At 61.9% G+C, this 14,473-nt stretch carries 10 protein-coding genes; 7 read left to right on the top strand and 3 right to left on the bottom strand.

Annotated elements, in window-relative coordinates; all coding sequences use genetic code 11:
* Window position 1: 1 nt before the first annotated feature.
* Window positions 2–598 carry a peroxiredoxin gene (locus tag GBB18_RS01545; protein WP_151548720.1) on the bottom strand — a complete coding sequence of 199 codons (597 nt, stop codon included), beginning with the start codon at window positions 596–598 and terminating at the stop codon, window positions 2–4.
* A gap of 372 nt (window positions 599–970) precedes the next feature.
* Here GBB18_RS01545 and GBB18_RS01540 point away from each other — a divergent pair, with 372 nt between their 5' ends.
* Together GBB18_RS01540 and hrpA are read left to right on the top strand one after the other, a co-directional pair.
* Entirely contained in the window at window positions 971–1,942 is a 972-nt protein-coding gene (locus tag GBB18_RS01540; RefSeq protein ID WP_151548721.1) for a LysR substrate-binding domain-containing protein, read from the top strand.
* Window positions 1,943–2,005: 63 nt separating this feature from the next.
* A complete protein-coding gene (hrpA, locus tag GBB18_RS01535; protein WP_151640514.1) occupies window positions 2,006–5,980 on the top strand; it encodes an ATP-dependent RNA helicase HrpA in 3,975 nt (1,324 codons plus the stop codon).
* A 40-nt stretch (window positions 5,981–6,020) separates the two neighbouring features.
* Here hrpA and nrdR read toward each other — a convergent pair whose 3' ends face one another.
* Window positions 6,021–6,485, bottom strand: a complete 465-nt coding sequence (nrdR, locus tag GBB18_RS01530; RefSeq protein ID WP_151548723.1) for a transcriptional regulator NrdR — start codon at window positions 6,483–6,485, stop codon at window positions 6,021–6,023.
* Window positions 6,486–7,432: 947 nt separating this feature from the next.
* Between nrdR and lexA the strand changes: the two genes are divergently transcribed.
* From lexA to GBB18_RS01515, 3 genes are all read left to right on the top strand, one after another.
* Window positions 7,433–8,131 carry a transcriptional repressor LexA gene (lexA, locus tag GBB18_RS01525; RefSeq protein ID WP_151548724.1) on the top strand — a complete coding sequence of 233 codons (699 nt, stop codon included), beginning with the start codon at window positions 7,433–7,435 and terminating at the stop codon, window positions 8,129–8,131.
* Between the two features lie 557 nt (window positions 8,132–8,688).
* Window positions 8,689–9,468 (top strand): DeoR/GlpR family DNA-binding transcription regulator, encoded by a 780-nt coding sequence (locus tag GBB18_RS01520; protein WP_151640513.1) that lies wholly within the window; start codon window positions 8,689–8,691, stop codon window positions 9,466–9,468.
* The gene (locus tag GBB18_RS01515; RefSeq protein ID WP_151640512.1) at window positions 9,465–10,436 is read left to right on the top strand and encodes a 1-phosphofructokinase family hexose kinase; all 972 of its coding nucleotides are present in this window, start codon (window positions 9,465–9,467) and stop codon (window positions 10,434–10,436) included. Before GBB18_RS01520 ends, GBB18_RS01515 begins: the two co-directional genes overlap by 4 nt.
* 104 nt (window positions 10,437–10,540) lie before the next feature.
* On the opposite strand, the gene ptsP is transcribed toward GBB18_RS01515, so the two are convergent.
* A complete protein-coding gene (ptsP, locus tag GBB18_RS01510) occupies window positions 10,541–12,232 on the bottom strand; it encodes a phosphoenolpyruvate--protein phosphotransferase (protein ID WP_151640511.1) in 1,692 nt (563 codons plus the stop codon).
* A gap of 491 nt (window positions 12,233–12,723) precedes the next feature.
* Here ptsP and GBB18_RS01505 point away from each other — a divergent pair, with 491 nt between their 5' ends.
* Window positions 12,724–13,503 (top strand): DeoR/GlpR family DNA-binding transcription regulator, encoded by a 780-nt coding sequence (locus GBB18_RS01505; protein WP_151548728.1) that lies wholly within the window; start codon window positions 12,724–12,726, stop codon window positions 13,501–13,503.
* Window positions 13,500–14,462 carry a 1-phosphofructokinase family hexose kinase gene (locus GBB18_RS01500; RefSeq protein WP_151548729.1) on the top strand — a complete coding sequence of 321 codons (963 nt, stop codon included), beginning with the start codon at window positions 13,500–13,502 and terminating at the stop codon, window positions 14,460–14,462. Before GBB18_RS01505 ends, GBB18_RS01500 begins: the two co-directional genes overlap by 4 nt.
* Window positions 14,463–14,473: the final 11 nt, after the last annotated feature.

Below are 14,473 nucleotides of genomic sequence, written 5' to 3'. Positions count from 1 at the left end.
ATTACTTCAGACCTTCCTGGAGCACGTCCATCTTGTTGATGTTCTTGGTGGGGTCATTAGCTTCCCAGTTGCAGGCGCAGACCTCTTCGGACTGGAGAGCGTCGAGGGCGCGCAGCACCTCGTCGACGTTACGGCCCACAGCGTCCGGGGTCACGGACACGAACTGGATCACGCCATCGGGATCGATGATGAAGGTGGCGCGGTCAGCAACACCGTCGGCGTTCTCCACACCGAGGGTGCGGATAAGCTCGTGCTTGACGTCGGAGAACATCGGGAAAGGAACGCCCTTGAGCTCCGGGTGGGTGGCACGCCAGTTGAAGTGAGCGAACTCGTTATCGGTGGAGCCGCCGAGCACCTGGGTGTCGCGATCCAGGAACTCCTCGTTCAGCTTGCCGAAGGCAGCGATCTCGGTCGGGCACACGAAGGTGAAGTCCTTGGGGTAGAAGAACACAACCTTCCACTGACCCTCGTACTTGTCGAGGGAGACAGTCTCGAAATAATCCTCGGGAGAGGTGGCGTTGGCCTCGTGCAGGTCGCCGCCCTTAAGAGCAGTGAGCTCGAACTCAGGGAACTTTTCTCCAACGGTCATGATAGCCATGTGTTTTCCTCCAAATATCGCTGATGCGATGTAGCAATGTACAAGCGGTGCAGACAGCTGTGCTGATGTCCGCAGTGCAGACAACAACTGTCCGCGGGCTTAGTGTGCAACACCGATGGGCGCGGCGGGCGACTGTGCACCATAACGTGAGGCATCTCACCTCTGTCTGGCTGTGGTCGCTGCCGCATCGTGGCGAAAGAGCCGCAATCTGGGCTTTTAGGCCTCCCATTTCTGGGAAAAGCAGCTCATCCTCACGGGATGCAGTGGGCTTATAAGCTCCTGCCCCGCCATCTGCGTTGCTGCCATAAGTATGCCACATATTCCGCTGACGTCAAGAGGTAAAACTTTTTGTCTTGTTATAGAGTAATAAGTATGAACAATAAAGACTACCGCCCGACTCTTGCGCAGCTGCGCACCTTCGTCACCATCGCGGAAAAACGGCACTTCGGCATCGCCGCCGCCAAACTCAACATCTCTCAGCCTTCGCTCTCCCAGGCGCTCGCCGCCCTCGAATCCGGGCTCGGAGTACAGCTGATCGAACGCTCCACCCGTAAGGTCATCGTCACCCCGATAGGCGCGAAACTGCTCCCCTTCGCCAAGGCCACCCTGGAGCAGGCCAATTCCTTCCTCTCCCAAGCACGCGGCGCCGATGGACCACTCCAAGGCCCCTTAACGATTGGCATTATTCCCACCGCCGCGCCCTATCTCTTGCCTGAGCTGCTCACCTTGCTCTATCAGGACTATCCCGAGCTGGAACCGCGCATCGTCGAAGATCAAACCCACTATCTTGAGACCATGCTCCGTGATGGCCAAATCGACTGCGCCCTACTGGCCACCCCCGTAAGCCGCAGCGGTCTCGAGAGCTATTCCCTCTACGACGAGAACTTCGTTATCGCCGTCAACGACAAAGATCCACTGGCCGGCCGCACTGACGTCACGCTGTCGTCGTTAAAGCAACTCCAACTGCTCTTGCTTGACGACGGCCACTGCTTGCGCGATCAGATCATTGATCTCTGCCGCGTGGCCAAGACTGACCCAGAAGATCAATCCTCCACCTTCACCCGCGCCACCAGCCTCACCACGGTGCTGCAGTGCGTGGGCGCCGGCTTCGGCTCGACTCTCATCCCCGCCTCCGCCCTGAAAGCCGAGGGCAGCCGGCAAGGCGTGGCCATCGCCCACTTCGCCCCCTCGGTGACAGCCCAGCGCACCATGCGCTTGGTCTATCGGGCCTCCTCCTTCCGCAGCGAGGACTTCGCCGCGCTCGGCAAGGAGATCACCCGCGCCTACCAGGCCACGATCAGCGCCACCGCCGAGGATCGCCGCGAGGACTCGCCCAGCGCCTAAGACGATCACAGGGTGCGGGCTACTCGCCCTTGGATACTGCTAGTGGCTAGAATCTAAGTTCTTATGCCTCGCTCTGAACACGGATCCCCTGCAGCATCGTCTTCCGCACCGAGTAAGAAGGACCTGCTCGCGCGGCTTGAGAACGTATCGCTTGCCGCCGAGCGCTCTTTCCGGCGGCGACTGCGCAAGGCCCGCTCCCCACGAGCGTTGAACGCGATTGCCGCCGATATCGACTCCGCTGAGCTTTCTGTGCTTGCCATCGACGAGCGGGTACCAACGCTGAGCTATCCCGAGAGCCTGCCCGTCTCTGCCCGGCGCGAGGACATCAAGGAGGCCATCCGCGATCACCAGGTGGTGATCATCGCGGGTGAAACGGGCTCGGGTAAAACCACCCAGATCCCGAAGATGTGTCTCGAGCTCGGCCGGGGTCGGCGCGGACTGATCGGCCACACCCAGCCCCGCCGTTTGGCCGCCCGCACCGTGGCTGAGCGCATCGCCTCCGAGCTCGATCAGCAGATCGGCGACTCGGTAGGCTATGCCATTCGTTTCGATGATCGCGTCTCGGAGACCACTGCGGTCAAGCTGATGACCGACGGTATCCTGCTGGCCGAGATGCAGCGCGATCGTTATCTCAACGCCTATGACACGATCATCATCGATGAGGCCCATGAGCGCTCGCTGAATATCGATTTTCTTCTCGGCTATCTCAAACGCCTGCTCCCGAAGCGCCCCGATTTGAAGGTGATCATCACCTCCGCCACGATCGACCCCGAGCGTTTCGCCACGCACTTTGGCAGCGAATCCACCCCGGCACCCATCATTGAGGTCTCGGGGCGCACCTACCCGGTGGAGATTCGCTACCGCCCCTTGGAGATCACCCAAGGGGAGAAAACCATTGATATTGATCCCCTCGATGGGCTGCTCGAGGCGATTGAGGAATTAATGCAGGAGGGGCCGGGCGATATCCTGTGCTTCTTCCCCTCCGAGCGCGATATTCGCGACGCCATGGAGGCCATCGAGGCCAAGCGCTATCGCGGCGTAGAGGTCACTCCCCTCTTCGGCCGGCTATCGAATGCCGAGCAGCATCGCGTCTTCTCCCCGCATGCGGGACGACGCATCGTTCTTGCCACCAACATCGCCGAGACCTCCCTGACCGTGCCCGGTATTCACTATGTGATCGATACCGGCACGGCTCGTATTTCTCGCTATTCCACCCGCACCAAGGTGCAGCGGCTTCCCATCGAGGAGATCTCCCAGGCGAGCGCCCGCCAACGTTCTGGCCGCTGTGGCCGTGTGGCTGAAGGTATTGCGATTCGCCTCTACTCGGAGCAGAATTTCCTCTCCCGCCCCGAGTTCACTGACCCGGAGATATTGCGCACCAACCTCGCCAGCGTCATCTTGCAGATGGCGTCGTTAAGGCTGGGCGCGATCACGGAGTTTCCCTTCGTGCAAGCACCGGAGTACAAGGCGATTCGCGATGGTTTGATGCTGCTGCACGAGCTCGGGGCGCTGGAGCAGGGGGAAAAGGAGGGCAACCCGATCCTCACCCCGATCGGCCGACAGCTGGCGCGTATCCCGTTGGATCCCCGTTTGGCGCGTATGCTCATTGCGGGCAATGAGCGCGGAGTCGCCCGCGATGTCATGGTGCTCACGGCAGCCCTGACTATTCAGGATGTGCGGGAACGCCCCCTCGAAAAGCAGGCCCAAGCCGATCAGGCCCACGCCCGCTTCAAGAAAACCAGCAGCGATTTTCTGAGCCTGCTCAACCTGTGGGACTACATCCAAGCCTCGCGGGCGGAACTCTCGGGCAATAAGTTCCGCAAGAAAATGCAGAGCGAGTATCTGCACTATATGCGTATCCGCGAGTGGTGGGATCTGGTGCGCCAGCTGGAGCAGGTGGCCCGCCAGCTGGGCTGGAAGCGCCACGACGCCCCCACCGAGCCCGAGGCCACGCCCGAGGAGGTGATCGCCCGGAATCAGGACACAGAGCATCGCGATGTCACGGGTATTCACATGAGCATGCTCGCCGGTTTGCTCTCTCATATCGGTGTGCGCGAGGAAAAAACCAAGGAGTATCTGGGCACCCGCACCACCCGCTTTAGGATTTTCCCCGGCTCACATGTAGCGAAAAAGCAGCCGGCCTATGTGATGGCCGCCGAGCTGGTGGAGACCTCCCGCCTCTGGGGGCGCACCGTGTCCGAGATTGATCCGCGCTGGGTGGAAAAGCTAGCCAAAGATCTCCTGCGCCATCAGTATTCCGAGCCGCATTGGTCCTCGAAGCGGGCCGCCGCGATGGTCTATCAGCGCTCCACGCTGTGGGGCGTGCCCGTGGTGGTTGATCGGTTGACGGCCTATCACACGGTTGATCGGGCCGCGGCGCGGGATATGTTTATCCGCCACGCCCTGATCGAGGGCGATTGGAACACCCACCACGAGTTCTTCCACTCGAATGCCGCCAAGCTCGACGAGGCCTCCCACCTCGAGGCCAAGGCCCGCCGCCGTGACATCGTGGTGGACGAAGACACTCTCTTCCGCTTCTATGATGAGCGACTGCCCGAGGATGTGACCACGGGCCCGAGCTTTGATGGCTGGTGGAAGCGCAAACGGCGGGCCGCCGCCGACTATTTGGACTTCGATCCGGGGAAGCTGGTGAACCCTGACGCCGAGGATGTGGCCGAGGAGGCCTTCCCCGATAAATGGCAGCAGGGCTCGCTGGTGTTCGACCTCAGCTACGAGTTCGAGCCGGGCTCCGAGTTCGACGGCGTGACCGTGCGTATCCCCATCCCCGTGCTCGCCGGCGTGGAGGCTGCCGAATTCGCCTGGCTGGTACCTGGTCTGCGCTCCGAGCTCCTTACCGAGCTGTTGCGCAGCTTGCCGAAGCATCTACGCCGCAGTGTTGTCCCGGCACCCACCTTCGCCGAACGGGTGCTGCCGAGCTTGGTGCCCTATACCTCTACCGTGACCCAGCAGCTGGCCGAGGGGCTGAACAAGCTCGGGGCCACTGGGATTAATCCCGGTGATTTCTCCTTCGAGAAGCTAGACCCGCACCTGCGGATGACCTTCGCCGCCATTGATAAGCGGGGAAAAGTGGTGGATCACGATAAGGATCTGGAGGCGTTGAAGAAGCGCCAGGCCGGCCGGATTCAGTCCTCGGTGCGCAAGCGCGCCCACTCCCGCGCTGCCGCTCCCGTGCACAGCTGGGATAAGAATTCGATTGGTGAGATCGCGGAAACCCACGACACCCAGGTGGATGGGCAGAGCTTTACCACCTACCCGGCGCTGGTCATCAAAGATGGCGGCTTGGTGGTGGAGGCTATGCCCACCAAGGAGGCCGCCGATGCGGCGATGCTCACGGCGCAATTGACTCTGCTGATGCGCTCCATATCCGTGAATCAGCGCCAGATGCTCAATGGTTTGCCGCTCAAGCAGCGCGTGGCCGTGGAGAACTACCCGCACGGCAAGGCTGCGGGCTTGATTGAGGATGCGCGGGTAACCGCGATTCGCGACCTCATGCTCGCCCACGGCGGGCCGGTACGCACCCCAGAAGAGTTCGAGACCCTCAGCACCGCTGTGAGCCCCGAGGTGCCCGGCCGAGTGCGTTCCATCATCGTGGCACTCGCTCCGGGCCTAGTGGACTATTCCTATCTGGCGAGCGAGCTCGAGCAGTGGACAGGCGACGCCATTGCGGACATGAAACAGCAGCTGGAGTTTCTGCTGCCGCAGGGAGCAGTGGCCAAACACGGTATCGAACATCTCCGCCACCTCCCCCGCTATCTGGCCGCGATGCGGATCCGGCTCGACGATATGGAGCGCGACCCTGACCGTGATTTCGACTTGCTCGATGAGATCGAGGCTGTGGAGGACGCCTTAGAGAAACGGCTCAGTTCTCTACCGGATAATCGCGCCCGCACCCGCGAGGTGAAAGATATTCGATGGATGATTCAAGAGTTTCGGGTCTCGCTTTTTGCCCAGCGCCTCGGCACCTCTGGCCCAGTCTCGGCAAAGCGCATCGAGAAAGCGATCGCCCGCCTGCGCTAATAGCGGGCCGAGCCGGCTGCGGACTGGTGGTGGCCGCATCCTAGAAGGAGTCTGACTTCTTCGCGACGCGACGCATCTTGCGGATTTCTGCCTCGAAGTCATCGGCGCTACTAAAGGAGCGGTAGACGGAGGCAAAGCGCAGATAGGCGACCTCATCGAGCTCGCGCAAAGGCTCGAGAATCGCTAGGCCAATGTCATTGGCATTGACTTGTGAGCTGCCGTGGCTGCGCACCGTCTCCTCCACCTCTTGGGCCAGCCGCTTGAGTGCATCATCGGAGACATCGCGGCCTTGGCAGGCGCGTCGCACACCTGTGATCACCTTCTCGCGGCTAAAGGGCTCGGAGACGCCATTGCGCTTGAGCACCAACAGCATGGCCTTTTCGATGGTGGTGAAGCGACCACCGCACTCAGAGCATTCGCGGCGACGGCGAATGGCCGATCCGGCATCAATGACTCGCGAGTCGATCACGCGCGAGCTCTGATTCTGGCAAAAGGGACAGTGCATGGTGGCGAATCCTCAATATCCAATCCGATCAGTTGCCGGCACACACCGCCGACACAGCGGTTCTGAGAACCTCACCTCACACCGCTATCTGACACGACAGTCTAGCGAAGCGCGACCCAGCGCCGAGACCAGCCACCGCGCTGGGTGGCCGCCGCGGCGTCGCCCCTGCTTGCTGTGCTACCGCATGCTCGCGCTCTGGGTAATGAGGTTCGGCGGGGTGTGTGAAAGCTGGGTATCTTGAGCGCTCATTGCGGCATGGAAGCCACCAGCCAAGAGCACGCCCACACAGGTGGACACGAGCGCCTGCTTCAGCACGCCACGCCACGGCGCGCCGTGCGCCTTCTTCGCTATACCCGCGGAGCGGCCATTCGAACGATCACACGTATCCCACGCGAGCCTGGAAACCGAAGCAGTATGCACCCCGTGGGCATCACCGCCCGCCCCACAGGATCGCCGTGGTGTTCTATCTGAATGAGAAAGCGTTCGAACACCGCATGCCGAGAGGGAGAGCTCTCGACGCTGCACACCACTCCAGGTTGCCGCCGGAGACACCACCACCGGAGAAGGCTGGGAGCGCGAAGAAGCCACTCCACGAGTGCTTCGAGATGCAGATACGGGATTGAGGGAGAGAGTCATGAGAAGTCCTTTCACTGAGCGAGTACATCACTGGGGGCCACTGTAGGCAGAGCGCGGGACGTTCGACACAATCCTTCACTCACATGTTCGACTATAGCCAGTGTGTTCGATAGCGCGCAAGTGGAATCGAACACCGCACTGATGCTTGCCCTGCTGGGCGAACAGCCGTATGATTCGAAGAGAAAATGTTCGATTGGGCGTGTTCGAATACCACGCACCCTTTCGGGCCGCATCGCCCGGTGGGCCACCTCGGCTCCACTCGCACCCTGCACCTGCACGCTCATCGCCAGACAACTTTCGAAGGACACCTCATGGCCCGCACCCCCTCCGAACCTGACTACAGCGCCCTCTCCGAGCGCCAGCGGCGCATTCTCGAAGTAATTCGGGATGCCGTAGTTCTCCGCGGCTATCCGCCGAGCATTCGCGAGATTGGTGATGCCGCCGGACTGCAGTCCACCTCCTCCGTGGCCTATCAGCTCAAAGAGCTGGAGAAGAAGGGCTTTTTGCGGCGCGACCCCAATAAGCCGCGTGCCGTCGACGTGCGCCACCTGCCGGAGTCGGCGAAGCGCCCCGGACCGAAACCGAAGCGCACCCAGAAGCCCTCCCCCGCCGATGAGGTTCCGGAAAGCACGTCCAGCACCACCTATATTCCGGTCGTGGGTTCCATCGCCGCAGGTTCGCCGATCCTCGCCGAGCAAAACGTTGAAAGCTATTACCCACTACCGCAGGACATTGTGGGCGATGGTGAGCTCTTTATGCTCCAGGTCGTTGGTGAGTCCATGAAAGATGCCGGCATCCTCAATGGCGACTGGGTGGTTGTCCGCTCCCAGCCCGTCGCCGAAATCGGCGAGTTTGTGGCGGCCATGATCGATGGCGAAGCAACGGTGAAAGAGTTCCACAAGGATCGCAGTGGCGTCTGGCTGGTTCCGCACAATATGGAGTTCGACTGGATCAAGGGCGATGAGGCAGAGATCCTCGGCAAAGTCGTATCCGTTATGCGCAAGCTCTAAGTAGCCCGATTCCCACAGAACGGGCAGTGTGTGGCAACTTGAGCGCCGAGAAACGGGGCACAATCCACGCCTAGCTAGCGCCTGAGGCCACATACTTCTCACCCCACGAACAGGGAATTACCCTCATTCGTGGGGTTTTTACTGTGCACGCGGCCCGCTGTTGCCAATATAACAGCATCGGACATCACATTCCGTGCTCTCACGCCGAGCACCAGAGTCACCGCAGCTCATCACAGCAGCACACACGCCTGCGCGCCTAGCGATGGAGCATCCTACGGGAGCGGAGGCCGGACACAATGCGGAGAAATGCCACACCCATGTGTGGAATTTGGCCCGATTCTTTCTAGTTTTTCGCCCGATCGTGCGAAAATGGATCTACATAATTCGATAACAAACCCACATAGTGCACGCCGCGAACTTTTATTTTCACACACGCAGCCTCGCCGTTGGTGCCCCGCACAGTGGGTGATTATCTGTATATGGTCTGCCCCAGCTGTTGGCGCGAGCGCGGCTGTATGCGGACGCGTTTGTTCTAACTTGAGGAGAAGTGGACACCGATGTACGCCGAAGAACGCCGGAGACAAATTGCCTCCCTGACATCGATCGAAGGCCGCGTGAATGTCACGGAATTGGCCACCAAGTTTGGTGTCACCGCAGAGACCATTCGCCGCGATCTCGCCGTCCTTGACTCCGAGGGCACCGTGCACCGCGTGCATGGTGGTGCGGTGGCGAGCCAAAGCTTCCAGACGACCGAGTTCAGTGTGGATGCCCGCTCCCGCTCCGCCTCTGGGGCAAAATCCGCCATCGCCCGCGCTGCTATGGAATTTCTCCCCGAGCGCTCGGGCGGGATGTTTCTCGACGCCGGCACCTCTATTTCCGCCCTCTGTGAACTTATTTCCGAGCACCCCAATGCCCGTGCGTGGTCGATTGTAACGAACTGCCTCGCCCACGCGATGCACCTCGCCAGTAACGGTTTGGACGAGGTGCAGCTCCTCGGCGGCTCCGTTCGTGCCATCACCCAAGCTGTGGTCGGCGATACCGCACTGCGGACTCTCGCGCTGATGCGTGCTGACGTAGCCTTCATCGGCACCAATGCCTTAACACTCGATCACGGCCTCTCCACTGCGGACTCCCAAGAGGCCGCGGTGAAACGCGCTATGATCACCAACGCCCGCAAGGTTGTTGTGCTGTGCGACTCCACCAAACTGGGCAGCGACTACTTGGTGAGCTTCGCCTCGATCACCGATATTGATGTGCTCATTACCGATGCGGGCGCACCGCAGACCTTCGTGGATAATCTGCGCGAACGCGGCGTTCATGTGGTGTGCGCCCAATGATTCTTTGCGTCACCCCCACCCCCGTGCTTCAGCGCGCGGCGCGGATCTCCTCCCCCATTGCTCCCGGCGAGGTCAACCACTTCAACGATGTAGGCATTACCGCCGGCGGTACCGGCACCAATGTGGCCTATGCCCTCTATCTAGCGGGCCAGTCCGCCCAGGCTCTCTTCCCGGCCCCACAGATCAGCCACTACATGCGCCTGATCACTGAGATGGGCTTGGCCCATGACTTTATTGAGGTGCCCGGCCCGATTCCCATGCACTCTGCCGTGATCGAGTCGGATCTGACCACCACCGAGTTCAGGGATCCGCCGATGCCGCTCGATAGCCACCAGCTGGCGATGCTGCGGGATAAGACGGTCGCCGCGGCCGAGCATCGCGGATCGGTGCTGCTTACCGGCCCGCTGCCCATTGTGGCGACCCACGGCTGGTATTCGGATGTGCTGCGCAGCCTGTGCCTCTACCACCCCACCAAGAAGGTCTCTATCGCCTCGACGGGGCCGGCGCTGCAGGCCGTGCTGCGCCAAGTGGGCACGATTGCTCCGCATTCCGTGATGTGCCACCTCGAAGACATCGCCACATGGGCCCGCGGCGACATCGATGAGCTGCGCTCCCGCCTCCGTGACGAACCGGAGTCCAGCGCCCAAGAGCTGGCCCGCACCTGTCAGCCCTTGCTCGATGCCGGCATCCATACCCTTCTCATTGGTATTGATCGCCGTCACAGCCTGCTGCTGACGGAATCCATGAGCGCGCTCGGGCGCTACATCGGCACGCCGGGCTATATGTCTATCCCCTGGCGCGATAGCCTAGTCGCTGGTTTCCAGCTCGGGGTGTGCGAGGATGCGCCCTTAGACGAGCAGCTGCGGCTCGCCGTCGCCTTCGGCGCAGCCGAGGGCGATAGTCTGCATTCGTTCATGCCCACCAAGGATGGCGCCCGCTGTGACCAGGTGGAGATACTCCCTCTTTAGGGCTGCGTCGATACGCTCCGCGCCCCACAGACATCAACGCCGCGCCGGCGACTACGAGAGGTAATCAGGTAGTCGCCGGCGCGGTGCGTAGAGACTGCGGCAGCTTAGAGGCCAAGCAGTTCGCGCACTGCGCCCTTGGCCTCGGTGGCGCCGGCGGAGTCCAGTGCCACGGCAGCGGCGTGCTGGCACTCCTCGAGAGTGACATGCGCCAGCTGGGCACCAACGCCGGCAATGGCGGTGGCGGCGGCAGAGAGCGAGTTAACGCCGAGGCCGGTGAGCACACAGGCCAGTGCCGGATCGGCGGCAGCCTCGCCACACACGCCCACGGCGGTGTTCGTTTCCTTGCCCTGCTCGCAGGTGCGCTCGATCAGGCGCAGCACGGCGGGCTGCCACGGATCGGTGAGGTAGGCCAGCTGCGGTGACATGCGATCGGCGGCCATGGTGTACTGCGTGAGGTCATTGGTACCGATGGAGACGAAGTCCAGATGCGGCATGAGCTTATCCGCCATCAAAGCGGCAGCCGGAACCTCGATCATGGCGCCGGGGATGAGGTTGCGCTCGCGGCACAGACCGGCGAACCACTTGGCCTCGCGGGCGGTGGCCACCATCGGCGCCATTACCCAGGTGGGGGCGGCTTCGTCGCGGCCTAGGCTCTCGCTGGCTAGGGCGATAGCGTCGAGCTGGCGCGTGAGCAGGGCCTCATTCGCTCGGGCGATACGGAGACCACGCACACCAAGGGCGGGGTTTTCTTCCTCTGCCATATTGGCGAAGGCCACCGGCTTATCCGAGCCGGCATCGAGAGAGCGCACCACAACCTTGTTGGAGGGGAACACCGACAGCACCTTCTTATACACCTCTGCCTGCTCCTCAACGGAGGGCTCGGAGGTGGCAGACAAGAAGCACATCTCGGTGCGGAAAAGGCCAATGCCCTCGGCCGGGGTTTGGGCGGCCACACGGGCGGCGTTGCCATCCTGGACGTTGGCCAAGAGCTGCACGCGGTGGCCGTCCATGGTCTGGGCGGGACCGCGCCAACGGGCGACGCGCTCGGCCATCTCGCGGGACTTGCGTACCTCGGCGGCAGCGAACTCCGGATCGGCGTGCGTGGAGACGGTACCCATGGCACCATCGACGAGCACCTCGGTGCCGGATTCGACCTCGTGGATGCCCTTGCCCGCAGCAACGATACAGGGCACGCCCAGCTGGCGGGCCAGAATAGCGGTGTGGCTGGTGGGACCACCCAGCTCGGTGACGAGCGCGGTGAAGTAGGTGGTATCGAGAGCCGCGGTATCCGCCGGGGAGAGGTCATCGGCGAAAAGCACGACTTCCTTGTTCACGGCCGGCAGGCCGGGCTCTTGCTCGCCGCGCAGCTCGGCGATCACGCGGTCACGGATATCGCGCAGGTCGGTCACGCGCTCCGCCATCACTCCGCCGGCGGTCTCGAACATGGTGATGAACTTATTGGTGGCAGTCACCACGGCGTACTCGGCCGGGTGGCCGCCGCGGATGGCCTTGCGTACGGTCTTCTGCCAGCCCTTGTCCCGCACCATTCCGGCGGTGGCTTTGAGAATTTCCTTGGCGTGGTCGACCGCATCGGCCGAACGGTTCTCGAGGCGTTCCGCCACGGTGGCGGCTGCAGCTTGGAAGCGCTCGAACTCGGCGTCGCGCTGCTCCTCTTCAATAACGGGACCCGAGGTGGGCAAAGCGGGGCGTGGACGAATCCACACAGCCTCGGCGTAGCATACGCCCGGCACAACGCCGGTTCCCTTGTATGTGGTGGCCTGGGAGGTATCAGTCATGAGGCGGGGACACCTTTCTAAATATGGGCGTCGTGTGATGGTTTAGTTACTATCTGTGCTGTCCATCCTATGTGAGGGATGCTACGAGCAGTGTCACGCTGCTCACACTGCACCGCGAGGCGGTGATATCTAGATAGTCTGTCGCACCGATTGATGCCAGTCACTATGACAGGAACATTGTGTTCGGAGCCTAGGAACTCAATATAGCACGCCTAGAATGTCCGAGCGGCAAAGAATGGAACAGAATCCAACATCACACTTTTGACAAAACCACATAAATGGGCGTAAACAGATAGATTGAACAACATTCTCAGGACGTCCCCTCCCGAGAAGGGGTGTAGGGCCCGTCACCTGTGCATTGTGGCCCTTCCCGGACTGCACCGTCTGCGCGGACACAACGGCATGTGTGGTGTTCAGCACACCACCACTATCTTCGCGTCCCGACCGTACGGCCCCACCCCTCCCCACACGATCACTAAGGGCTGACACGTATGCTTTCTGTCCATCAGCGCAGAGGAGAGATTTCCTCGCTGACGAACACGCAGGGCCACTCCTCGGTGGCTGAGCTGGCGACCCGTTTTAATGTCACCCCAGAGACGATTCGTCGGGATCTCAAACAATTGGAGAATGCTGGATTATTGCAGCGGGTCCATGGCGGTGCCGTGGTACACCAGTCTGGGCAGCAGTCGCGGCGCTCCTATGCGGCCGCCGAGCTCGAGCGTTCCCGCGAAAAGCGCACCATCGGTGAGCTCGCGGCCACCCTCATCCCGGACGGGCCCGCGGCTATCTTCATGGACGCTGGTACCTCCACCAATACCCTCGCCAGCGTGATGGCTGAGCGCTACAGTGAGCAGTCGTGGACGATTGTGACCAATTCCTTGTCCATCGGCATCACCTTGGCCGCCGCCGGCGTGCCTGGGGTGAATCTGGTGGGTGGAACGATGCGCGCCTTCACCCGTTCGGTCATTGGGGAGCAGGCCGTGGACACCATCTCCGCCTTGCGCGCCGATATCGCCATTATGGGTACCAACGGCCTCAGCGAGGCACATGGGTTGTCTACCCCCGATCCCTCTGAAGCGGCGATCAAAAGAATGATGGTGCAAAATGCCTCCACAGTGATTGCGCTCTGTGACTCGTCAAAGTTCGGGCAGGACTACATGGTCACCTTCGCCGATATGAGTGATGTGGACTATGTGGTCACCGATGAAAACGTCGACAGCCACTACAGAGACACTCTAGAAGCCCACGGAATTGAGGTCGTGCACCCGTGATCGTCACGTTCACCCCCAACCCGAGCCTGGATCGCACGCTGTCGCTCGAGGAGCCGCTCAGCCCGGGCTCTGTGCAGCGTCTGAGCGAAACTATCGATTTCGCCGGCGGCAAGGGAATCAATGTGGCCCATGCCTGCGCCCTCGCCGGGGAGGATACCCTCGCCGTCTTACCTGCCCGCGCGACCGATCCTTTTCTCATGGTCATGCAGGAAACCCCTATCCCCTTCGAGGCCACTCCCTCCTCGGGTACGGTGCGCACGAATATCACGATCACCGATAGCGCTGGGGAGACCACCAAGCTCAACGGCCCGGGCCCGGTGCTCAGCCCGCTCGATGTGGATGCCGCCTTGTCCACACTCATCGAGCATGCCGCCGAGGCCGATTACATGGTGCTGGCCGGTTCCCTGCCCCGCGGCGTGGACGTGGATTTCTATTGCACGCTCGCCCGCACGCTTCACGACGCCGTCCCGCAGCTCCCGCTCGCCATTGACACCTCCGATGACCCGCTGCGCGCCCTCGCACCGCAGCTGGAATCGCTCCAGCTTGATGTGTTGAAGCCCAATGGCATGGAACTGGGGCAGATTGTCGGCGTCTCTGGCGCCCGCCTCGAGGCCAGCGCCCACGCGGGCGACTACGCACCGGTGGCCGAGGCCGCCAGCCATCTCATCGCCCGCGGATTGAGCACCTGCATCACCACTCTCGGCGCGGCTGGTGCGGTACTGACCACCGCAGAAGGCTCGTGGGTGGCCCGGAGCGAGGCGATCACTCCTGTCTCCACGGTGGGGGCCGGCGACTGTACCCTTGCCGGCTATGCCATGGCCCGCACCCGCGGTGATAGCCCCTGCCATGCCCTGAAGCTAGCGGTGTCCTATGGCACCGCAGCGACCCTCAAGCCTGGCACGATGATTCCTAGCGCCGCGGATGCCGCAGCCATCCGAGTGGACGTCGACAAGCTATAAAGCGCACCATA

This window comes from Corynebacterium sp. 11A, assembly GCF_008930935.1.
Lineage (GTDB): Bacteria > Actinomycetota > Actinomycetes > Mycobacteriales > Mycobacteriaceae > Corynebacterium > Corynebacterium megadyptis.
This window is presented reverse-complemented; position numbering and strand designations above follow the sequence as displayed.

Bases quoted from the DNA above. Each gene is read 5' to 3' on its own strand.
- ptsP (WP_151640511.1), bottom strand. From the start codon at position 12,232: ATGACTGATACCTCCCAGGCCACCACATACAAGGGAACCGGCGTTGTG.
- GBB18_RS01545 (WP_151548720.1), bottom strand. From the start codon at position 598: ATGGCTATCATGACCGTTGGAGAAAAGTTCCCTGAGTTCGAGCTCACT.
- GBB18_RS01515 (WP_151640512.1), top strand. From the start codon at position 9,465: ATGATTCTTTGCGTCACCCCCACCCCCGTGCTTCAGCGCGCGGCGCGG.
- nrdR (WP_151548723.1), bottom strand. From the start codon at position 6,485: ATGCACTGTCCCTTTTGCCAGAATCAGAGCTCGCGCGTGATCGACTCG.
- lexA (WP_151548724.1), top strand. From the start codon at position 7,433: ATGGCCCGCACCCCCTCCGAACCTGACTACAGCGCCCTCTCCGAGCGC.
- GBB18_RS01540 (WP_151548721.1), top strand. From the start codon at position 971: ATGAACAATAAAGACTACCGCCCGACTCTTGCGCAGCTGCGCACCTTC.
- GBB18_RS01520 (WP_151640513.1), top strand. From the start codon at position 8,689: ATGTACGCCGAAGAACGCCGGAGACAAATTGCCTCCCTGACATCGATC.
- GBB18_RS01505 (WP_151548728.1), top strand. From the start codon at position 12,724: ATGCTTTCTGTCCATCAGCGCAGAGGAGAGATTTCCTCGCTGACGAAC.
- hrpA (WP_151640514.1), top strand. From the start codon at position 2,006: ATGCCTCGCTCTGAACACGGATCCCCTGCAGCATCGTCTTCCGCACCG.